The 22,336-nt window shown below is 40.5% G+C and carries 20 protein-coding genes; 5 read left to right on the top strand and 15 right to left on the bottom strand.

The window, feature by feature from the left end; genetic code table 11:
* Positions 1-11 precede the first annotated feature (11 nt).
* The 3 genes from QM923_RS05895 (at position 12) to ntdP (ending at position 2,196) form a co-directional block, all read left to right on the top strand.
* Entirely contained in the window at positions 12-788 is a 777-nt protein-coding gene (locus QM923_RS05895) for an aminoglycoside 3'-phosphotransferase (protein ID WP_254724447.1), read from the top strand.
* A 10-nt stretch (positions 789-798) separates the two neighbouring features.
* Positions 799-1,575, top strand: coding sequence for a recombination regulator RecX (recX, locus tag QM923_RS05890; RefSeq protein WP_254724448.1), 777 nt, complete (start codon positions 799-801; stop codon positions 1,573-1,575).
* Between the two features lie 87 nt (positions 1,576-1,662).
* Positions 1,663-2,196 (top strand): nucleoside tri-diphosphate phosphatase, encoded by a 534-nt coding sequence (ntdP, locus tag QM923_RS05885; RefSeq protein WP_004252157.1) that lies wholly within the window; start codon positions 1,663-1,665, stop codon positions 2,194-2,196.
* Between the two features lie 77 nt (positions 2,197-2,273).
* On the opposite strand, the gene QM923_RS05880 is transcribed toward ntdP, so the two are convergent.
* The 5 genes from QM923_RS05880 to QM923_RS05860 all read right to left on the bottom strand — a co-directional run bounded on the left by QM923_RS05880 (position 2,274) and on the right by QM923_RS05860 (position 7,583).
* Complete coding sequence (locus QM923_RS05880; protein WP_254724449.1) at positions 2,274-3,041, bottom strand: epoxyqueuosine reductase QueH; 768 nt, start codon at positions 3,039-3,041, stop codon at positions 2,274-2,276.
* A gap of 67 nt (positions 3,042-3,108) precedes the next feature.
* Entirely contained in the window at positions 3,109-4,308 is a 1,200-nt protein-coding gene (locus QM923_RS05875) for an MFS transporter (RefSeq protein ID WP_414291200.1), read from the bottom strand.
* A gap of 118 nt (positions 4,309-4,426) precedes the next feature.
* Positions 4,427-5,770 (bottom strand): asparagine--tRNA ligase, encoded by a 1,344-nt coding sequence (gene asnS, locus QM923_RS05870; RefSeq protein WP_414291199.1) that lies wholly within the window; start codon positions 5,768-5,770, stop codon positions 4,427-4,429.
* Between the two features lie 149 nt (positions 5,771-5,919).
* Positions 5,920-7,098 carry a pyridoxal phosphate-dependent aminotransferase gene (locus QM923_RS05865; RefSeq protein ID WP_414291198.1) on the bottom strand — a complete coding sequence of 393 codons (1,179 nt, stop codon included), beginning with the start codon at positions 7,096-7,098 and terminating at the stop codon, positions 5,920-5,922.
* Entirely contained in the window at positions 7,095-7,583 is a 489-nt protein-coding gene (locus QM923_RS05860; RefSeq protein ID WP_414291197.1) for a cell wall elongation regulator TseB-like domain-containing protein, read from the bottom strand. The genes QM923_RS05865 and QM923_RS05860 overlap by 4 nt, the downstream gene beginning before the upstream one ends.
* Before the next feature lie 268 nt (positions 7,584-7,851).
* On the opposite strand from QM923_RS05860, the gene QM923_RS05855 reads away from it, so the two are divergent.
* A complete protein-coding gene (locus QM923_RS05855) occupies positions 7,852-8,400 on the top strand; it encodes an NADPH-dependent FMN reductase (RefSeq protein WP_414291196.1) in 549 nt (182 codons plus the stop codon).
* Between the two features lie 42 nt (positions 8,401-8,442).
* Here QM923_RS05855 and QM923_RS05850 read toward each other — a convergent pair whose 3' ends face one another.
* Complete coding sequence (locus QM923_RS05850) at positions 8,443-9,633, bottom strand: O-antigen ligase family protein (RefSeq protein ID WP_004252136.1); 1,191 nt, start codon at positions 9,631-9,633, stop codon at positions 8,443-8,445.
* Positions 9,634-9,844: 211 nt separating this feature from the next.
* Between QM923_RS05850 and birA the strand changes: the two genes are divergently transcribed.
* Positions 9,845-10,780: a bifunctional biotin--[acetyl-CoA-carboxylase] ligase/biotin operon repressor BirA gene (gene birA, locus QM923_RS05845; protein ID WP_414291195.1), complete on the top strand. Its 936-nt coding sequence runs from the start codon at positions 9,845-9,847 to the stop codon at positions 10,778-10,780.
* Positions 10,781-10,838: 58 nt separating this feature from the next.
* On the opposite strand, the gene QM923_RS05840 is transcribed toward birA, so the two are convergent.
* The 9 genes from QM923_RS05840 to pheS form a co-directional block, all read right to left on the bottom strand.
* Positions 10,839-12,029, bottom strand: a complete 1,191-nt coding sequence (locus tag QM923_RS05840) for an acetate kinase (protein WP_414291194.1) — start codon at positions 12,027-12,029, stop codon at positions 10,839-10,841.
* A 50-nt stretch (positions 12,030-12,079) separates the two neighbouring features.
* Positions 12,080-13,033 (bottom strand): class I SAM-dependent methyltransferase, encoded by a 954-nt coding sequence (locus QM923_RS05835; RefSeq protein ID WP_414291193.1) that lies wholly within the window; start codon positions 13,031-13,033, stop codon positions 12,080-12,082.
* A gap of 96 nt (positions 13,034-13,129) precedes the next feature.
* A complete protein-coding gene (locus QM923_RS05830) occupies positions 13,130-14,737 on the bottom strand; it encodes a CTP synthase (RefSeq protein ID WP_414291192.1) in 1,608 nt (535 codons plus the stop codon).
* A 270-nt stretch (positions 14,738-15,007) separates the two neighbouring features.
* Positions 15,008-15,583 carry a DNA-directed RNA polymerase subunit delta gene (gene rpoE / locus QM923_RS05825; protein ID WP_006152209.1) on the bottom strand — a complete coding sequence of 192 codons (576 nt, stop codon included), beginning with the start codon at positions 15,581-15,583 and terminating at the stop codon, positions 15,008-15,010.
* Between the two features lie 177 nt (positions 15,584-15,760).
* The gene (locus tag QM923_RS05820) at positions 15,761-16,960 is read right to left on the bottom strand and encodes an ABC transporter permease (protein WP_414291191.1); all 1,200 of its coding nucleotides are present in this window, start codon (positions 16,958-16,960) and stop codon (positions 15,761-15,763) included.
* A complete protein-coding gene (locus QM923_RS05815; protein WP_414291190.1) occupies positions 16,957-17,850 on the bottom strand; it encodes an ABC transporter ATP-binding protein in 894 nt (297 codons plus the stop codon). Before QM923_RS05815 ends, QM923_RS05820 begins: the two co-directional genes overlap by 4 nt.
* Positions 17,851-18,046: 196 nt before the next feature.
* Positions 18,047-20,452 (bottom strand): phenylalanine--tRNA ligase subunit beta, encoded by a 2,406-nt coding sequence (gene pheT / locus QM923_RS05810; RefSeq protein WP_414291189.1) that lies wholly within the window; start codon positions 20,450-20,452, stop codon positions 18,047-18,049.
* A 76-nt stretch (positions 20,453-20,528) separates the two neighbouring features.
* Positions 20,529-21,038: a GNAT family N-acetyltransferase gene (locus QM923_RS05805; RefSeq protein WP_414291188.1), complete on the bottom strand. Its 510-nt coding sequence runs from the start codon at positions 21,036-21,038 to the stop codon at positions 20,529-20,531.
* Positions 21,038-22,084, bottom strand: coding sequence for a phenylalanine--tRNA ligase subunit alpha (pheS, locus tag QM923_RS05800; RefSeq protein WP_036757069.1), 1,047 nt, complete (start codon positions 22,082-22,084; stop codon positions 21,038-21,040). Before pheS ends, QM923_RS05805 begins: the two co-directional genes overlap by 1 nt.
* Positions 22,085-22,336: the final 252 nt, after the last annotated feature.

Genomic DNA, 22,336 nt, shown 5'->3' with positions numbered 1-22,336 from the left:
ACAATAAAACCATGAATACAAAGATATCTCATTTTTCCCCATTGGATTTTCCTGAGCAATTACGAACTTATATAGAGGGAGCAACTCTTTCTGATAGCTCTTCTCATTCAGGCGCAAGGGTTCTCTATCTTGATTCAGGTTACTATTTGAAAATAGATCAAAAGGGAAGATTAGAGCGAGAAGCTAGCATTGCAAGTTTGTTTGAACAAGAAGGAATAGGAACTCCAGTCATCCACTATCTATCTACAAATAAAGACTACCTTCTGACGAAAGAGGCTATTGGCCATGATGCTCTCGCTTTTTTAGATCAGCCAGATAAAATTTGCCGAACCATGGCCGAGGCTCTTAAAAAACTTCACAGCTTTTATCCGCAAAATTTCCCATCAGAAAATCATTTACAGGCCTATAAAGACAGAGCCTTGAAAAACTATGAAAAAGGTGAGTTCTATGCCAAGGCTCTCCTACCCCAATTCCGGATTAGCAGTCGCGAAGAGGCCTTCCAGCTCATTCGAGAAGATGGGCACCTTTTAAAGACAGATGCCTTTATTCACGGGGACGCCTGTCTACCGAACTTTATTCTAAAAGATGCTGACCACTTCTCTTGCTTTATTGACCTTGGCTTAGCTGATTTCAGTGACCGACATATCGATCTCTTTTGGACAGTTTGGTCCCTCAACTATAACCTACATGACCCTAAATACGCTGAACTATTTCTTGACTGTTACGGGAGAGAGCTGGTTGATAGCAACAAACTTCGACTCGTTGCTGCCTTTGAAGCGTTTGGATAAAAGGAAAACCATGAAAATCACAAAACTAGAAAAGAAAAAACATCTCTATCTGCTAGAACTTGATAGCGACCAAACCTGCTATATTACAGAGGATACCATTGTTCGCTTTATGTTGACCAAGGATAAGGAAATTAGTCCTCAAGAATTTGCAGAAATTCAGACCTTTGCACAATTTTCCTACGGAAAAAATCTGGCCCTCTACCACTTATCCTTCAAGGCCCGTACTGAAAAAGAAGTCAGAGACTATTTAGTTAAACATGAGATTGATGAGAAAATCATACCACAAGTCATCCAAGCCCTCAAGGATGACAACTGGATCAATGACCGTCAATATGCTTATGCTATCATCAACTCCAATCAGCTATCTGGTGACAAGGGAAGCTACATGCTGATACAAAAGATTTCTCAAAAAGGAGTTGCTAAGGTCGTTATCCAAGACGTCTTACAAGAATTTGATCTGACGGAAGTCGCAGAGCGTACAGCCGAAAAACTACTGAAAAAATATCAGGGTAAATTGCCTGCTCGCGCTCTACAAGATAAGATAATCCAAAATCTTACCAACAAAGGTTTTTCCTACTCGGAAGCTAAAACAGCCTTTGATCAACTAGATAACCAGGTCGATGAAGAAACTGTTCAGGAACTAATCTTTAAAGAGTTGGATAAGCAATATCGGAAATATTCGCGTAAGTATGAAGGATACGAACTTAAGCAACGTTTGACCCAAGTTTTAGCTAGAAAAGGTTATGATTTTTCGGATATAGCCAGCGCTCTCAGAGAATATCTTTAATTTTTTCATGAAAAACTAAGAACTTTAAACAAAAATGTGATACAATAGTAAACGATAAACTTACAAATTGTAGAAAGTTGGTTAGTTATGAAACTTCCAAAAGAAGGCGACTTTATTACAATTCAAAGTTATAAGCATGATGGGAGTCTTCACCGTACTTGGCGAGACACCATGGTACTAAAAACAACAGAGAACGCTATTATCGGCGTCAACGACCACACACTTGTTACCGAAAGTGACGGTCGTCGTTGGGTAACTCGAGAACCGGCTATTGTTTACTTTCACAAAAAATATTGGTTTAATATCATTGCCATGATTCGTGATAATGGGATTTCCTACTACTGCAACATGGCTAGCCCTTATTATCTAGACGAAGAAGCTTTAAAATACATCGATTATGATTTAGATGTTAAAGTTTTTACAGATGGTGAGAAACGCCTCTTGGACGTCGAAGAGTATGAACGTCACAAGCGTAAGATGAATTATCCTGATGATTTAGACTATATTTTGAAAGAACATGTTAAGATTCTTGTTGATTGGATCAACAATGAACGAGGCCCCTTCTCAGAAGCCTATGTCAACATTTGGTACAAACGCTACGTAGAACTAAAGAATCGGTAAAGTTGTCAGAGGTCAGGAACAAAATCCTGACCTCGTTTTTTTTATAAGCAAAAACCTGCCTTGAGGCAGGTTTTCCTTTAAATATCTAACTTCGTAACAGTAAATTTGATATGGGAATAATCTTTCTCGATATCCTTATCTACCATAAAGGCTGTCGCATCCTTCTTGACCTGCACCAAGTCAATATTCTGTGCTTGAGCTGCATAGACACAGCCACAGTAACATTGGCGATAAATGTCGTACTCTTCACACATTTCTACAGAGCGTTTATAACCTTGATTTTTCTTAAAATCACTCGGAAGATAGTGAGTGGTGTAGATTTTCTGCACATCAATCCCAATACTGTTAATTGTTTGTGAATTTTTGTGAGGGCTGATGGTTAGGGCAGATCCAAAGTAATCAAATCCTAAGTCCATAGCCACTTGCGCTGTCTTGTCCAAGCGATAGTCAAAACATACCTTGCAACGGTCCCCACCTTCAGGTTCTTCTTCCAAACCTCGAACCAGTTTACGGTATTCATTTGGTTCATAAGGTGCTTCTAGGTATTGGACATGGTTACCAGTTCGTTCATTAAAATCGCTGACAAACTTTTTGGTTACATAAGCACGCTTGTGATACTCGGCTTTGGGATGAATATTTGAATTAGCAAAATAAATAGTCACATCTGCATATTTGGTCAAATACTCTAGAGTGTAAGTGCTACATGGAGCACAACAGACGTGCATGAGAATCGTTGGTCTCTCTTCATTTTTTTCCCAAACTTGGACCATCTTTTGCATAACACGGTCATAGTTGATTTTTTGATTGGGATTCATCTTGCTTAGAATTTCTTCTACATCAATCATGCTCTTCTCCTTTTCTTCTTGCTATTGTACCACAGGATCTTTCTTTGGGCAAATAGGGTTTCATGCTTTATTCAGTTATTAAGTCCATATCTAATAGCTTGCCCATCCTTTTTAGACCGATTATTAATATAGGACAACTTAAAAGTAAGATAAGGCCTAGAACTAAAAAGACAGCTACAAGACCCCAACGATCAATCAACCAACCTGTCAGTGGGAAAATGACAATCATGGAAAGACTAAAGAGCATGGAATTGATACTAAGCATTGTTGCTCTAACACTGGACGGTAAATAACCTTGTAAGTCATTGAAATAGATTGGCTGATAAACTGCATAGAGTGTATCGGTTAAAAGATAGACAAGAAGAAAAGCAAAGGGAGTTCCAGAAAACACCAATAGCAAGGCTAAGCCCGTTAGTGCAACAAGAGTCGGAAAAACTCGATTGCTATTCCATTTTTCACCAATTTGACTAGCTACATAAACTGCTATAAGATTTAAGCCACTACCAATCAGCATGACCAGCGATACCTGCCATCCTGCTAAGTCACTTACTTTCTGCTGATAGTAAAAGTAAAACATGCACATGAGTGTTCCGACTAGCTGATAAGTCATCATCCAATAAAAGAGTACTGGCTTTTCATGCCATTCTTTTCGAACTTGCAGGACAATCATTTTAAAGGTTAATGCTTCATTTTTTTCTCTCTTAGCCATTGGTTCTTTCATAAAATAAATCAAGATTATAGAAAGAAAAGATAATCCAATAGCAATTAGATAGGTCCAAGCCAATGCTCCGTGAATAAAGAAGCCTGCCACAACTGTACCTAAGGTTCGGGTGACTTCTGCCACACCAGACAAAAAGCTAGAAATCTGAAGATAACGGTCCTTTTGACCAGCTTCAACTGCTGAATCATATAAGAAAGCATTGCTGGTCCCCGAATCAAAATTGTAAGACCAAGCACTGACCATCATGGCAAGAGCATAGATCCAAAAATTTCCCTGGCCAAACAAGATCAAGATAGAGGACACAATACTGGCCAAGCGAGCCAAATAGAGATTGGTCTTGTAGCTAAATCGATCGGCCAACATACCAGATGGGATTTCACATAAGAGACTTGTCCCATGAAAGATACTCTCTAATAGACCTATTTGAAGCAAGGAAAGACCATTCTGAATGAAAAATAAAATCCAAAAACTAGTAATTCCAAAATAAGATGTAAATTCCAGACCTGCTAAGAGTGGAATATTGCCTTTGTAAGTTCTTTTAAACATTGTTTTCTCTCTTTCAATATGTATTATGATTGTTTCTAAAAGACTTACTGAGATTTGCCTACATTTTCTCCACCTCTTTCATTTAAAGTAAAAACGCCAGCTGGCGTTTTTATAGTTATTAAGGTTTGATACGGTGCAACATACGTGGGAATGGAATAGCTTCACGGATGTGTTTAGTTCCAGCTGCGAAGGTTACCATACGCTCGATACCAATACCAAATCCACCGTGTGGGACTGTACCATATTTACGAAGGTCAAGGTAGAATTCGTACTCTGTACGATCCATTCCAAGTGATTCCATCTTAGCGACAAGGGCATCGTAGTTTTCCTCACGCATGGAACCACCGATGATTTCTCCGTAACCTTCTGGCGCAAGCAAGTCTGCACAAAGTACGCGATCTGGGTTCCCAGGAACTGGTTTCATGTAGAAGGCCTTGATGTCTGCTGGGTAGTTAATCACGAAGGTTGGGACACCAAAGTGGTTTGAAATCCAAGTTTCGTGTGGTGAACCAAAGTCATCTCCATGCTCAAGATGTTCGTAGTCAGCATCTTCGTCGTTTTCATGCTCTTGCAAGAGGTCAATGGCTTGATCGTAAGTGATTCGTTTAAATGGCTCTGCAATGTAGCGTTTCAAGAGCTCTGTGTCACGTTCCAAGGTTTCCAAGGCTTGAGGAGCACGGTCAAGAACACCTTGAAGCAACGCTTTGACATAAGCTTCTTGCAAGTCAAGTGACTCATCGTGTGTCAAGTATGAATACTCAGCATCCATCATCCAGAACTCTGTCAAGTGACGGCGAGTCTTAGATTTCTCTGCACGGAATACTGGACCAAAGTCAAAGACGCGACCAAGGGCCATAGCACCTGCTTCAAGATAAAGCTGTCCTGATTGGCTCAAGTAAGCTGGTGTTCCAAAGTAGTCTGTTTCAAAAAGTTCTGTAGAGTCTTCTGCAGCATTTCCTGAAAGAATTGGGCTATCAAATTTCATGAAGCCGTTCTTGTCAAAGAACTCATAAGTCGCGTAGATGATGGCATTACGGATTTGCATCACAGCGACTTGCTTACGTGAACGCAACCACAAGTGGCGGTTATCCATCAAGAAGTCAGTTCCGTGTTCTTTTGGAGTAATTGGGTAATCTTGAGATTCACCGATGACTTCGATGTCTGTAATATCCAACTCATAACCAAATTTTGAGCGCTCGTCTTCTTTAACAATCCCTGTTACAAAGACTGAAGTTTCTTGGCTTAGACGTTTGATGGTGTCAAATTTTTCAAGACCTACTTCTTCACCAAATTTCTCGATAAAGTTTGGTTTGAAAGCCACACCTTGGAAGAAGGCAGTTCCGTCACGCAATTGCAAGAAGGCAATTTTTCCTTTTCCTGACTTGTTAGCAACCCAAGCACCAATAGTGACTTCTTGACCAACGTAGTCTTTTACTTCGATAATTGTTACACGTTTTGTCATGTTTTATCTTCCTTTTTTTGTTTAACTTGTCTAAAGACATTATTACCCACTATTGTACCACAAATAATGCCTGATAGCTAGATTCTATTAGAGAAAAATCTCAGGTTATATCCAAAAAAATCTCCGTCAAGACGACGAAGATCTTATTTTTATTTTTCCATAAATTGGTGCAAGCGACGAATAGCTTCTTTGAGTGTATCTAGGTCTGTCGCATAGCTGAGACGTACATTCTCTGGTGCTCCAAATCCTGCTCCTGTAATCAGGGCCAGACCAACTTCCTCAAGAATAGCCGTTGTAAATGCTGTTACGTCTGTATAGCCTTTCATCTCCATAGCTTTTTTAACATTTGGGAAGAGGTAGAAAGCTCCTTGCGGTTTGACTACTTCAAAGCCAGGGACTTGGCACAAGAGAGGATAAATGGTATTGAGACGTTCCTCGAAAGCCTGACGCATGGTTTCTACAGAGTCTTGTGAACCAGTTAGCGCTTCGATTGTTGCGTATTGTGAAACAGCGGTTAGGTTAGAAGTTGTTTGACCAGTCAATTTGCTCATAGCAGCAATGATTTCTGGATCACCTACTGCATAACCAACACGCCATCCTGTCATAGCGTAGGCCTTAGACACTCCATTGATGACAATGGTTTGTTTGCGAATAGCTTCTGACAGACTAGAGATTGGAACGAACTCATTCCCGTTATAGACCAGACGTCCATAAATATCATCTGCTAGGATAAGAATATCATGTTCAACAGCCCAATTTCCGATGGCCAAGAGTTCCTCACGAGAATAGATCATACCGGTAGGATTAGATGGTGAGTTAAGAACCAAGACTTTGGTCTTACCTGTGCGAACAGCTTCTAATTGCTCCACAGTTACTTTAAAGTGATTGTCTTCCTTGGCTTGGACAAATACTGGAAGACCTTCTGCCATCTTAACCTGATCCCCATAGCTGACCCAGTAAGGAGTAGGAATGATTACCTCATCTCCAGGGTTGATAACAGCCATAAAGAAAGTATAAAGGGAAAACTTGGCACCAGTCGCAAAAGTCACCTCGTTAGCTGATACAGAATACCCATAGTAACGTTCAAAATAGGTATTGACTGCTGCTTTTAACTCAGGCAAACCTGAAGCTACCGTATAGAAAGACGCGCGACCATCTCGAATGGCTGCAACCGCAGCATCCTGAATATTTTCAGGAGTATGAAAATCGGGCTGACCTAAAGTCAAGAAAAGAACGTCTTTTCCTTCAGCTTTTAACTTCTTTGCTCTTGCATCACTAGCCAGAGTAACGCTTTCTTCCATCTCTAAGACACGTTTGGATAATTTCATTGTTTCTCCTTTTCGACTAAGGCGCCAGATTCAAAATCTACTAGATAATAGTCTCCTCCAGACTTGATTTCCCAGACAGGCTTTTCAGCGTACCGTCCGAAGGTAATCTTGTCGATCTCAGTTGCTCCTTTTTCTCTGACAACTGCTTCTGCTTTTTCTCGAGAAGTACCATTTTCTAGTTGATATACGTAAATATTGTTGCTACTTTTCTCTATTAAGACAGCAACTGGTTTCTGGTTCTTATCTTGGCCAAGAACACTATAATAGCTTTCTAAACCATTGAAGATATCAATCTGGCTAACCGTTTCTAGATTTGCATACTGCTTAGCGAGTCTCTCACCTTCAACCTTTGCAGTTTGATAAGGCTTCATGCTGAGCCATACCAAGTAGAGAAAGGAAGAAGTGATGACTAGAGTTAACAAAATTATACCAATAATGTACTGAAATAATAGGGAATTTTTTTCTTTTTTCTGTCTCTTTTTCACTCGTCTATTTTACCATCTATCCTAGTGAATTACAAGTGAAGTTAGGGGAGGAATCTGGATTTTCAATACGTTTTTAGGATATCATTACATAACTTCAAGCCGTGTTTTTATAGACTTTTCTACAGTCTTCATTTTTAATTAAAAACTTAGATTCTATTGATTTTATTTTCTGAGCATATCCCTTGCAAATGATTTTATCGTGTTGTAACATATATTATAACAACAGAGTGGTTCTGATTAAAAGATTAAAATTAAAAGGAGACTCCCTATGTCTAAAAAAGTATTGTTTATCGTTGGTTCACTTCGTGAAGGTTCATTCAACCACCAAATGGCACTAGAAGCTGAAAAGGCACTTGCTGGCAAAGCCGAGGTAAGTTACCTTGACTACTCAGCCATTCCTCTCTTTAGCCAAGACCTTGAAGTTCCTACACTTCCAGCTGTTACAGCGGCTCGCGAAGCTGTTCAAGCTGCTGATGCCATCTGGATCTTCTCTCCAGTCTACAATTTCTCAATTCCAGGGACTGTAAAAAACTTACTAGATTGGCTTTCACGCGCCATTGACTTGTCTAACACTCGTGGAGCATCTGCTCTTCAAGATAAGATTGTTACGGTATCATCTGTAGCTAACGCTGGACACGATCAACTCTTTGCGATTTACAAAGACCTCTTGCCGTTTATCCGTACACAGGTTGTTGGTGATTTTACCGCAGCCCGTGTTAATGATTCTGCCTGGGCAGATGGTCAATTAGTCCTTGAAGATAGCGTTGCTGCTTCTCTAGAAAAACAAGCTGAAGACTTACTTCAAGCTATTCAATAATAAAAAAGATAGTAGAAAATCTCATTTCTACTATCTTTTTGTTTATTCAACAAATTCTCCAATCATACTATGTTTTAATGGTAAACTACACATTACTAAAAGGAAAATGAAGGAGGATTGAATCCAAAAGAGGGCTAAATCAAAAATTCCATGCACAGCAACTACTGTTAAGAATGAAAGATAAAGACCAACAATTGGACGCTTGCTCGGCTCCTGACTCATATCAATCAACATTCGAATTGGACCAGAAGAAGCTATTCCTAACAATACCGTTCCTACCACACCGTAACTCAATATCGTATCAATGTATATACTATGAGCATGTTCGTGATAAGGAGCAAAAATACGGGGATAGGAATGCATATAAGTTAGTGGACCTTCTCCCCAGAAGGGATTTTGTTTGAATAAGGTCATACCTGCATTCCAGATCGACACTCGTTCTTCCATAGACGAATCGAGCGTTCCCATTCGAACTCCCAAATCACTCGAGAAGAGAAAGGCTAAACCAACACCAAAGACTCCGATACTGAGCCAGAAGGCACGCCAGTTCTTAATGGTAGTGAAAAGATAAATAATCGCACCAAAGATAATGGCTGGAAAAGCTGTTCTATTTTGGGTGAAATTCAAGCCAAACAAATTCGCAAAAATCGCAATGAGAGAGAAAATTCTCAACCATCTCAATCGAGTCGTACTAATTAGGTAAAATCCAATCATAATACAGAAGCAACAGATAATCCCATAATAATTAGGATTAAAGAAGGCTACCTCTGCACGGTTCTGATGCCAGACCTGCATCTTTGGTGATAAGAAAGTATAATCAAATTTCTTTACAATCTGAAAATGCTCTAAAGCTGCAAAAACTGATGCTAGCACACTAAGCGACATAACCGATTGCAATACTAATCTGAAAAACTTAGGGGTTAAATGGGCTTGGTAATAGTAAAAGAAAATTGCAAAGAGGAACATTCCTAAAGTGGAAACCATCCCCATCACATTTTGAGCCAAAAGAGAGATAACACCACTATAGCCGATAAATAAAAGTAAGATAGAATGGTGGGATAATCGTTTTAATATCCCCTTCATCTCTCCTGTAAATATTAGACCTATTAAGTAGGCGATAAAAATAATAACGAAAATATAAAAAGGCAAGAAAATACTTAGAATAACAGCTAGTAAGACTAGCTCTTGCTTGGATAAGCCTTTTAATTTTTCAATGATACCTATTGATTTCACAACAGATCCTTTCTCTCTGCGCTATAAAGCTCAGATAAATAAACTATTAAAACATTTTACCATTTTTCAAATGATTTGAAAACCACTTTGTCCATGGCATCCTGACTAAAACTAGGTAAAACTTTATAGCGAGCTAAGATATCTCTCAAAGCGCGCATCCTTTTTTAAAAATATGGTACAATAAATCTAGTTGTTCCAGAAAGGACCTAGTATGAAATCCTACCAAGAAGTTTACAAAATCTTAGCTCATGAAACAGATTATTTAAGCGGAGAGAAAATCGCTGAAATATTAAACCTCTCTCGCACCTCTGTTTGGAAGGCTATCCAGCGCCTCCAGCAGGAAGGTTTAGAAATTGACAGCATCAAAAACCGTGGCTACAAACTTCTTCACGGTGACCTAATCTTACCTCAAGAAATAGAAGCTAACAGCCCAATCTCAGTTCAATTTAAACCTATCACCAAATCAACCCAGAGTGATGCCAAGGAGGCCATGGAAGCTGGTGCCAAAGGAGACACACTCTACCTATCAACAAGCCAAACTATGGGACGTGGTCGATTTCAACGCCCCTACTATTCTCCAGAACAAGGTGGAATTTACATGTCTCTCCACCTCAAGCCCAATCTCTCTTATCTAGATCTACCGGCCTATACACTCCTGACTGCAGCAGCAATTTATAAGGCTGTTAAAAACCTTTGTCTAATTGATTTAGATATCAAATGGGTAAATGATTTATACCTAAATCAGAAAAAAATAGCCGGTATTCTAACCGAAGCCATCACTTCTGTCGAAACAGGCCTTGTCACAGATGTTATTATTGGTGTTGGTATCAACTTTTCTATCGCTGATTTTCCAAAAGACCTACAAGGAAAAGCTGGAAGTCTCTTTTCTCAAAGCAGTCCCATTACTCGCAATGAATTGATTGCTGAAATTTGGAGATGTTTCTACGAAACAGATGCCGATGAGCTGCTTTACCTTTATAAAAAACAATCAATTGTTTTAGGCAAAGAAATTTCCTTTAAGAAAGATCAAGAAATCATCTCAGGAAAAGCTTGTGATATCTCTGACCAGGGTCAACTACAGATCCAATTAGCTACTGGTGAAAAAATTTGGCTCAATAGTGGCGAAGTTTCGCTCACTAAATGGTGAAGATTTTTAAAAAATAAAAAATCGACCTCTCTTTCGAAAAGGTCGTTTTTCTTATCATTTATTTTTTCAAACGCTCAACATCACGCGCAATCACAAGTTCCTCATCAGTTGGGATGACAAGTACACGAAGTGTCGCAGCATCTGTAGAAATGTCTCCAGTTACTCCAAAGACATTTTTCTCTGGGTCTAGATCACAGCCAAACCAAGAGATACCTGAAATAACTTTCTCACGCACAAGAGTTGCATTTTCACCAACACCAGCAGTAAAGATAATAGCATCTGCCCCGTTTAGGACGGCTAAGTATTGTCCAATGTATTTTTGGATACGGTCAACATACATTTCAAAGGCAAGAATAGCATCGTGATTGCCTTCGTTCACACCATTCTGAACATCACGCATGTCACTTGATAAGCCTGAAACTGCCTGAAGACCAGATTCACGGTTTAGAATACGACTAATGTCTTCTGGAGTCTTGAAGTCTTCTGTATGTTCCATCAAGTAAGGAATGATAGCAGGGTCGATATCTCCAGTTCTTGTTCCCATCATAACACCAGCAAGTGGAGTGAATCCCATAGAGGTATCGATTGATTGACCTCCCTTAACAGCTGTGATAGAAGCACCGTTACCAATATGGCAAGTGATCAACTTCAACTCTTCTAATGGACGACCCAATAGTTTTGCTGCTTCTTGAGCAACGTACTGGTGACTTGTACCGTGTGCTCCATATTTACGAACCTTGTTTTCAGTATAGTACTTAGTTGGTAATGGATAACGGTATGCTTTTTCTGGCATTGTTGTATGGAATGATGTATCAAAGACTGCTACACTTGTAATATCTGGCAACAATTCTTTGAAGGCACGAATCCCAGCTGCGTTTGCAGGGTTGTGCAATGGAGCAAGAAGTCCTAGTTCTTCAATTTTTTCTAAGACATCACCTTCAACAACTGTAGACTCTTTGAAGTACTCTCCACCTGCAACAACACGGTGTCCGACACCAGTAATTTCATCATAAGCTTTAATAATATTAAAACGAATCAAGTCATCAAGTAAAATCTTAACAGCCAAGATATGGTTTTCAATATCAAGAACTTGTTCTTCAGAACGACCGTCAAACTTAACTGTTGAAACAGAATCCTTTAATCCGATTCGCTCAATTAAACCTTTTGCAAGCACCTTTTCTTCTGGCATTTGATATAGTTGCCATTTCAAGCTAGAGCTTCCAGCGTTAATTGCAATGGTTTTTGTCATAAATTTATTCCCCTTTTTAAGCGTTTTCAACTATTATACCAAAATTTGCACTAGATTTCATGCCCTTGACACCAATTTTGAAAATTTTCCTTAAATTCCATCAAAATTTCAGGGTCACGAAGACTCGTAAGTGGATAAACAAATGGTTCAATCTCTTCTCCCGCCTTCTTCTGTAGAACAAAGATTGTTTTAGACTGTGCTCCCTGTGCAAAGAGATCCTCTGGTAACGCTATAATAGCCACTAGTTGGGCTTGTTCAGTCAGCCATGATTTTAAAAGTTCACTCTGAGGGCTCGTCAAGAGGTCCGTTGGAGCTAGAAAAATCGCATAACCACCTTTTTTAAGATACTTGAGTGATTGTTCCATTAACAAATGATGAGCATAAGTATGTTCATTCTTAGCCGCTACTTGATAACGTGATGCTGTCTGATCATCTGGATAGTAACCGACAGGCAGGTCGCTCACAATGATGTCACTTTCTTTTAATACTTGTGGACGTACTGCATCTCCTTGGACAAAGCCCATTTGAAGATCCATTACTTCCGCCATGCTTGCCGCCAAGTCAATCAAGAGATCATCTATCTCAATCCCCAGGTAGTCTACTTTTTTGTTTATAGATGTCAAGAAGCTAGCACCCAGAATTCCCATCCCAGATCCCAATTCCAATAAGCTCACATTTTCAGCAGGGAAAAGTTGTTCAATGATAAAAATCATCAAGTGACCAACCGCATCTGGTGTGAACTGGTGATTGGCTTGAAGAGGTTCTGTTTGCGCTGCCTTCATTAACAAAAATTGATAGGTCCGTAACCACTCCTCTTTTCGAAGTGCCAAACGTTTTAAAGCTTGATTGTTTTTCTTGACATCTTCCAGATTTGTCTGACCATCCAGATAGATCCCATTTTGTTCAATCAAGGCATCATAAAAGCTTGTCGCCAAATCGTTTTGAATGATTTGGACATTTTCTAGTAAATAGGTATATGCTTGTTCAATTTTTTCAAAATCCATAATCTTATCTTACCAAATTCAGAGCCGATTTTCCAGATTTTCATAATACTGAAAACAAATAAAAACCTCTGAGATGACTCTCAAAGGTTTATTCTACTATTTACTATTTTCAACAGCTGCTGTTACAAAAGCAGTGTAAAGTTCTTCTGGACGATTTGGACGACTTGAAAGCTCTGGATGGTACTGACAAGCCACAAAGAATTTGTTTTCTGGGATTTCAACAATTTCGACCAAGCGATTGTCTGGTGAAACACCTGAGAAGACAAATCCTGCACCTTCAAACTGTTCACGGAAGGCATTGTTAAACTCATAACGGTGACGGTGACGGCGTTGCACCACCTCTTTGTTATGATAAGCTACCGCTGCTTTAGAGCCACGTTTTAGCTTAGAAGGATAAAGTCCCAAACGAAGGGTTCCCCCCATGTCCTCAACATCAATCTGATCACGCATGATATCGATGATTGGATATTTTGTATCAGGATCAAGCTCTGCTGAATTAGCCCCTTCAAGTCCCAAAACATGACGAGCAAACTCGATACAAGTCAATTGCATTCCCAAGCAGACTCCCAACATTGGTACATCGTTTTCTCTAGCATAGCGAATCGCTTGAATCTTACCCTCAGTGCCACGTTGACCAAAACCACCTGGAACGATGATTCCGTCAGCGTCAGATAGAAGTTCTGCCACATTGTCAGCTGTCACATCGTTAGCATTGACCCAATCAATCTTGACTTCAGCATCATTGGCATAACCTGAGTGTTTCAAGGCCTCTACGACAGAAATGTAGGCATCTTGCAACTCGACATACTTACCAACAAGAGCAATTTTGACTTGTTTTTTGAGATTCATAACCTTATCAACCATAGCTGACCACTCTGTCATATCTGCTGCCGGTGCATCAATCTTCAAATGGTCACAGACGATTTGATCCATGCCTTGAGCTTGCAGATTAAGTGGGATTTGGTAAAGATGATCTACGTCTAAGGACTCGATAACAGCTTCTGGCGCCACATCACAGAATTGAGCTAGTTTGTTTTTAATCCCCTGTCCTGCTGGTTTTTCTGTACGAATGACTAACATATTTGGCTGGATTCCCAAACCACGCAATTCTTTGACAGAGTGTTGAGTCGGCTTGGTCTTCATTTCTCCAGCTGCCTTGAGGTAAGGAAGCAAGGTTGTATGGATATACATAACATTATCTGCTCCGACATCAGACTTCATTTGACGAAGCGCCTCTAGGAATGGAAGGGACTCAATATCGCCGACTGTTCCCCCAACCTCTGTAATAATAACATCAGAGTCAGTTGTTAGGGCAGCACGCTTGATTTTTTCTTTCAAGGCATCTGTAATATGAGGAATGACTTGGACAGTTGCACCGAGGTACTCTCCACGACGTTCTTTACGCAGAACTTCGCTGTAGATTTTACCAGTTGTCACATTTGAGTATTTATTGAGATTGATATCAATAAAACGTTCATAGTGACCCAAGTCCAAATCTGTCTCAGCCCCATCATCTGTTACAAAGACTTCCCCGTGCTGGTAAGGGCTCATGGTTCCTGGATCAATATTGATATAAGGGTCAAATTTTTGGATGGTTACCTTCAAACCACGATTTTTCAAGAGCCGTCCTAGGCTCGCCGCTACGATTCCTTTCCCAATAGACGACACCACACCACCAGTTACAAAAATATATTTCGTAGACATAGATTCCTCTTTCTAAAATGCTCAAGATCTTGTTCACTAGAGGGGGACTAAGAAAACAAGATCTTCACCGATAACTACAATCCAGGATGATCATTTTCCTGGAAAAACAAAAATAGCTCCCTAGTAACTAGGAAGCTCCGACCTCAAAAAGATGTGCCCGAAAAATATCTTACCTCAATTTGGTACATTTGTCAAATGTCATTCTTTACTAGAGTTATAGTTCTACTGCAGAAAAGAAAAACAACAAGGGAATTCCCTTGTTGTTTGGTATTATTCTTCTTCTTCCTCAGAATCTTCGTCGTCTTCTTCAACGAGTTCAACATCTTCCCCAAGATCGTCTGGTGCGATTTCGTTGATTTCAGCGTCGTAGGCTTCTACTTCGTTCTTCTCATCGTCTGGATTTTCATCATCATAAGAAAGAGCTGGATCTTCTTCGTAGGCATCCTCATCCTCTGGATCATCCGCACCATAATCAATGGCATCCGTATCTCCATCCATAAAGGCATTAACACGTTTTTTCTTAGCCTTAGGTGCTACTTCTTCATCGTCACTTTCTTCAAGAGCAATGATTTCTTCGTCAATTTCATCAACTCCATACCATGAACGAAGGCCCCATTTGTTATCTCCAAGAGAGATGAAGCTCCCATCAAAGTTCAACTCTGTATAGAACAAAGGTAGTGCTTCGCGAATATCGCTATTAGAGGTACCAAGATAGTTTTGGATTTCATTGACCAAATCGCTAAAATGCATTTCGTGGTCGCGACCACGTTGTTCCAAGATGGCACGAGCCACCTCAATCATAGATAGTTCACTTTTTTCTTGCCCAGCAAATACTTCTAATTCCAAAGCGTTTCTCCTCTTTTTTTACTACTAATGCCAGAGTATATAAACTCTGGTCTCATTTTATCACGTACTCTTTATTGTACGATAATTTTCTTTATTAGTCAAAGGTTTAGAAGAAATTAATGTGAAATATTTCAGCGAATAAAAAGACCTGGGAGATACACTCACAGGTCCCTTACTTTATTTATAGCTTAAAGCTCGTTTAAAGGTTTTCCAGATACCTAAATCATCTGTTTGGAGGACTAGGCTGGCATACATACGTCCGATAAAGGCTGTTGCAGTCACGGCAAATACAACTGTGATCGCAAGAGAAATCCAAGCTTCGATGCTATTTGCATAACCATTAATAGCTCTGAAAGGCATAAAGAAGGTCGAGATGAAAGGAATATAAGAACCGATTTTCAAAATCAGATTATCTCCTGCAGCGCCTAGGGCAGTAACGCCAACAAAACCAGCTATTATCAAAATCATCAACGGAGATAAGGCCTTTCCTGCATCTTCAGGTCGAGAAACCATAGAACCTAAGAAGGCTGCCAAGACCACATACATAAAGAGACTGACCAATACAAACAACAAGGTATTGACCGAAAAAGCTTCTCCCAAATGACTTAGAATACCTGAATTAGCCAAGAAAGGCATATCCTTAAAGAATAAGATAGCTCCAAGTCCGCCTACAACATAAATACCAATATGAGTCAAAATGACAAGAAGTAAGGCAATCATGCGCGCGTAAAAGTAGTGACTAGCACGAATACTTGAGAAGACCACTTCCATAATTTTTGTCCCTTTTTCACTGGCTACCTCTTGAGCAGTGACACTGGCATAAGTGATCAAGATCATATAGAGGAAGAAACCCAGTCCTGCCGCCGCAAAGGTTTGGACCATCTTTTTACTTTCCTTAGATTCATCAATCTGCTCTGAGAATTGAATCGTTTGTGCCAAGTGCTGTTCCTGTTCCTGAGATAAATGTGCCTCCGAACGATTGAGTTGGTATTGGAGCTCATTCAACTTAGTTGTCACAGCTAACTTTATACCACTTTCAAGTGAGGTTTCACCGTGATAGACTGCCTTGAGGACACTATCTTCTTGGACAATGGTCAAATAACCTTTTATTTTTTCATCCTTGATGGCTTCTTGGGCGCTTGCTTCATCCTTATAGTCAAAATTAATGCCATTGGTCGATTTAAGACTCTCTGTTATAGCAGGTACCGAACTAACTACTGCCACCTTATTATTCTGAGCCAGAGAGGAACCTTGGAGATAGCCAATTCCGCCAGACAAGCCGATAAAGAGAAAAGGCGAGATTACCATAAAGAAGAAACTCCATGATTTAACGTGTCTTAGATAAGTTTCTTTGATTACAACCAACATATTTCTCATACTTCCACCCCTGATTCTAGTTTAAAGATTTCATCAATTGTCGGAGCTTGCTGGTCAAAGGTCGCGATATAGTGTCCTTGAGTCAAGATAGCAAAGAGCTCCTGTCCAGCATTTTCGTCATCTAGGATGAGCTTCCAAATTCCCTGCTTGGTCAAGCTAGCATGAATGACATGTGGGAGTTTTTCCAAGTCTTCCTGGCTCCTTTCACTTGCAACAAAGAGTCGCGTTTTGCCGTATTGATTACGAACATCTTGGACTGGTCCATGCAAGACGACACGCCCATCACGAATCATAAGGATATCATCACATAGCTCTTCGACATTGGTCATGACGTGGTCTGAAAAGATAATGGTTGCACCACGTTCTTTTTCTTTGAGGATAACCTGCTTGAGCAATTCGGTATTGACTGGATCCAGACCACTAAAAGGTTCATCTAGAATGATCAGATCTGGTTCATGCATTAAAGTAATAATCAGCTGAATCTTCTGTTGATTCCCTTTTGAGAGACTCTTAATCTTGTCTGTCAATTTTCCCTTTACTTCCAGCTTCTCCATCCATTGAGGGAGTTTTTCTTTGACTTCTTTGGCATCCATGCCTTTTAACATGGCTAGGTAACGAACCTGCTCTAAAACTGTCAACTTAGGCATGAGACTACGTTCTTCGGGTAGATATCCAATCCGAGCATAGGTTTCCTGACGAATTTCCTGGCCATCAAACTGAATTTCTCCTTGATAATCCAAAAATTTCAAAATACTGTGAAAAATGGTTGTTTTCCCTGCTCCATTTTTCCCAACTAGACCTAAAATTCTTCCAGGCTGAGCTTGAAAGTCAACGCCAAACAAGACTTGTTTGGGACCAAAACTTTTTTCAAGATTGCGGACTTCTAACATAATCCACCTCCTACTAATCTTATCCTCATTATACTCCTTTTTTTAGTCATTACAAGGATTTATGTACATTTTTATTAGTAGAATTTACTAGGCATTTTTTATATCAAAACAAATAAGATTCAACTTCATTTTTCTTTCCAATATTCGTCATTTACAAAGACAAAAAAATCCATCCCTAGGGATGGATTTTAGACTGTTAACGCACTTCTGCATGCACTTTTTCTTCGAGTGATGCTTGGATTTTTTCCATATAGCGTGCGACTTCTTCGTCGGTCAAGCTATCTTCTGGATTTTGGAAGGTCAAGCTATATGCCATAGACTTCATGCCAAGTCCTAGTTTTTCACCTGAGAAGACGTCAAAGAGTTTGATGCCTGTCAAACGTTTCACGCCAGCGGCTTGAATAGCATCAACCACCTCTTGGTGAGTCACTTCTGCTTTGAGGAGAAGGGCGATATCACGGCTGACTGCTGGGAATTTAGTAATTTCCACAAAGGCTTCTGCTGGTTGAAGGGCTGCCTCAATAGCTGAAAGGTTAAGCTCTGCCACATAAGTTTCTGGAATATCGTAAGCCTTAGCCGTCACAGGGTGCACTTGACCGAGGAAACCGACTACTTGATCCCCAAGCGAAATCAAGGCTGTACGTCCTGGGTGAAGACTCTTGATCTCTTGCGTTGCTGTATAGGTCGCTTCAAGACCCAAGCGAGCAAAGAGGGCTTCTAGGATTCCCTTAGCATAGAAGAAGTCAACAGGAACAGCTGCTGTTTGGAAGTCTTTTTCAGCGACTAAACCAGTCAAAGCAAAGGAGAAACTGTTGATTTCATTTGGCAAGTCTTCTTTTGGGTTACCTGTTTGTTCAAAGACTTTTCCAATCTCATAAAGAGCCAAGTTTTTATTCTTACGCGCTACGTTGTAAGCTACGGTATCCAAAATACCTGAAACCATATTTTGACGGAGGACCGAACGGTCCACAGTCATTGGCCACATGAGCTCCGTTAAGTTGCTTGGCTGAATCGTAAACTCAACTGCTTTTTCAGGAGTTGTCAGAGCATAAGTAATGATTTCAGTTAATCCTGCTCCTTCGGCAATGGTACGAACTTGACGGCGCAATTTTTGTGTCGCTGTTAATTCACCGGCTGTCCCATCATCTTTTGGAAGACTGGTTGGCAAGCGATCGTAACCATAAATCCGAGCGATTTCTTCAAAGAGGTCCGCTTCAATCGTGATATCCCAACGGCGACGAGGGACACTGACAGTAAAGTGTTCAGCATTTCCAGAAAGGCCAAATCCAAGACGACGGAAAACATCCTCTACATCCGCGTAGGAAAGCTCAGTACCAAGGACACGGTTAACGTCTGCAAGAGTAGAAGAAACTTCTACATCAGAAGTGTCCAAGTGGCCTGCTGAAACGATTCCCTTACGCACTGTCGCACCAGCCAATTCAGCAATCATACTTGCTGCCGCATCAAGGGCTTCATTAACGGTTGCCACGTTGATGCCTTTTTCAAAGCGAGAAGAAGATTCTGAACGAAGGTTAAGGCGACCACTAGTCTTACGGATTGATTTACCATTGAAGACAGCAGCTTCAAGAACGACACAAGTAGACTTTTCAGAGATTTCTGTAGCCTCTCCACCCATGACACCTGCAAGGGCTACTGGTTTGTCAGCAACAGTAATCACTAAATCAGTTGTTTCCAACTCACGCTCTTCCCCATCCAAGGTCACTAATTTCTCACCAGCACGTGCTTCACGTACACGGATATCAGTTCCTTCAAAGGTATACAAGTCAAAGGCATGCATAGGCTGACCAAAGTAAAGCAGGATATAGTTGGTCACGTCGACGACATTGTTAATCGGACGGATGCCTTCGTTCATGAGGAGGTTTTGCAACCATTGTGGACTTGGCGCGATGGTCACATTGTCCAAGATACGAGCGGCATAGTAAGGAGCCTTGTCTGTATCAATGCTGACAGAAAGAGCATCCGCTGCAACTTCGGTAGTTTCTGTTAAAGTAAATTCTTTAAAATTGACTGCCTTGTCGTAGATAGCTGCTACTTCGTGAGCTACCCCACGCATAGAGAGAGCGTCTGCACGGTTTGGAGTGATAGAAAGTTCGATGATTTCATCATCCAAGTCTAGATAGGAGAAGACTTCATCACCTGGAACGGCATCATCTGGCAAGATTTGGATGCCATCTGCAAATTCTTTCGGTACAACGGAGTCAGAAATCCCTAATTCACCAAGTGAGCAGATCATCCCAAGTGACTCAAGACCGCGGATTTTCCCTTTTTTAATCTTGTAGTTGTCCGCAATGCGAGCACCTGGAAGAGCCACCATAACCTTAATACCTGCACGCACATTCGGTGCTCCACAGACGATTTGACGGGCTTCTTCTTCGCCAACGTTAACCTGACAAACATGAAGGTGAGTTTCTGGCACATCTTCGCAAGACAAGACCTCACCGACGACAATTTTTGAGAGACCAGCAGCAGGTGATTCGACACCTTCTACCTCGATCCCTGTGGTTGACATTTTTTCAGCCAACTCTTGTGAGGACACATCAATGTCCACCAATTCTTTTAACCATTTATAAGATACAAGCATAATTTAGTTCTCCAGAATGACAGTTGCCACTCTAGTTTTTTTCCTTTCCTATCATTTCATTAGAAGAATCATCTTCTTACCTTAATTTCTTTTTCAGTAACCAATCCGTATCTACCTTTTGCCCAACCATAAAACGATGTTGGCTAAATTTTTCAAAACCATATCGATTATAAAATGCTTGAGCTTTTGTATTATGCTCCCAAACACCTAGCCAAGCCCAGGAAAAACCATTTTTTTCGGCATGTTCCAGAGCGAATTCAAATAGTTGTTTACCAAATCCAAATCCTTGATATGTTTGTAGCACATAGAGGCGTTGAATTTCAAAAGCGTTCTCTAATTCTCTCTCGGTTTGAGCATTTCCCCAGTTGACTTTGAGAAAACCAGCTATCTCCTCTTCATGCATAATGAAATAGGTTTCGGAGTCAGGATCTTCCAACTCAGTTGACAAAACTCTTAGATTATAAGCCTCTTCAAAGTATTCCTGTAACTGCTCTTCCGTATTATCATGAGCAAATGTTTCACGAAAGGTTTGTTTGGCAATTTTTGCTAACACCTCAACATCTGCTATTTCTACTTTTCTAATCATTATTTAAACTGTTCTGAGAAGCGGACATCCCCTTGGTAGAATCCACGGATATCGTTGATTCCGTAGCGAAGCATAGCTACACGCTCTTGACCAAGACCAAAGGCAAAGCCAGAGTATACAGTCGCATCGATACCACTCATCTCAAGGACACGTGGGTGAACCATCCCGGCACCCATAATCTCGATCCAACCTGTTTTCTTACATACGTTACAGCCGGCTCCTCCACACTTGAAGCATGAAACATCCACCTCAACAGAAGGCTCTGTGAACGGGAAGTAAGATGGACGCAAACGAATTTGACGCTCTTCACCAAACATTTTTTGTACAATCAACTGGAGGGTTCCTTGTAGATCCGCCATAGAGATGTTTTTCCCAACAACCAAACCTTCGATTTGGTGGAATTGGTGACTGTGGGTTGCATCGTCTGTATCACGACGGAATACACGTCCTGGTGAGATCATCTTCAAAGGGCCTTTAGAAAAATCATGGGCATCCATCGCACGCGCCTGAACTGGAGACGTGTGAGTACGGAGCAAGATTTCTTCTGTGATATAGAAAGTGTCCTGCATATCACGAGCTGGGTGATCCTTTGGAAGGTTCATACGTTCAAAGTTATAGTAGTCTTGTTCTACTTCAAAACCATCCACTACTTGGTAACCCATCCCGATGAAGATGTCTTCAATTTCCTCACTAGTTTGTGTGAGGATGTGACGGTGACCAGTCGCAACTGGGCGACCTGGAAGCGTAACATCGATGCTCTCACTTGCTAGTTGAGCTTCAACTTTCTTTTCTTCCAAGAGCTTAGCTGATTCTTCAAATGCAGCTGTCAAAACATCACGCGCTTCATTGACGTGTTTCCCGATAATTGGACGCATTTCTGCAGAAACATCTTTCATCCCTTTCAGTATTTCAGTAAGAGAACCTTTTTTACCAAGGACATAGACGCGCAATTCTTGCAGCTCTTTTTCATTTTCAGCAGAAATCTGCTTCAAGCTAGCTAGCGTTTCTTCACGAAGCGCTTTTAATTGTTCTTCAATAGTTGACATAATTCCTCCATCAGTCTCTCGTAAGATAAAAAGAAAACCACATGCCAAAAACTCCACTCGGAGCGTTGACACGCGGTACCATCCGTTTTCATCTGACAAATCAGACCTTTATTTCTGAATCCATAGGCAAGTGAATTCACCCAGCTTTCATATAGAGAGCTTTCAGTCACGGCTCTCCTCCCTGATATACTTCCCCTGAGATACTAGTCTTGCAGATTCCTATTTAATTATTATTCATTTTATCAAATTTCA

Origin of the sequence: Streptococcus infantis (assembly GCF_047463275.1) — a bacterium.
Lineage (GTDB): Bacteria > Bacillota > Bacilli > Lactobacillales > Streptococcaceae > Streptococcus > Streptococcus infantis_AF.
Note: the sequence above shows the minus strand (reverse complement) of the source record. Positions and strands in the feature narration are given on the sequence as shown.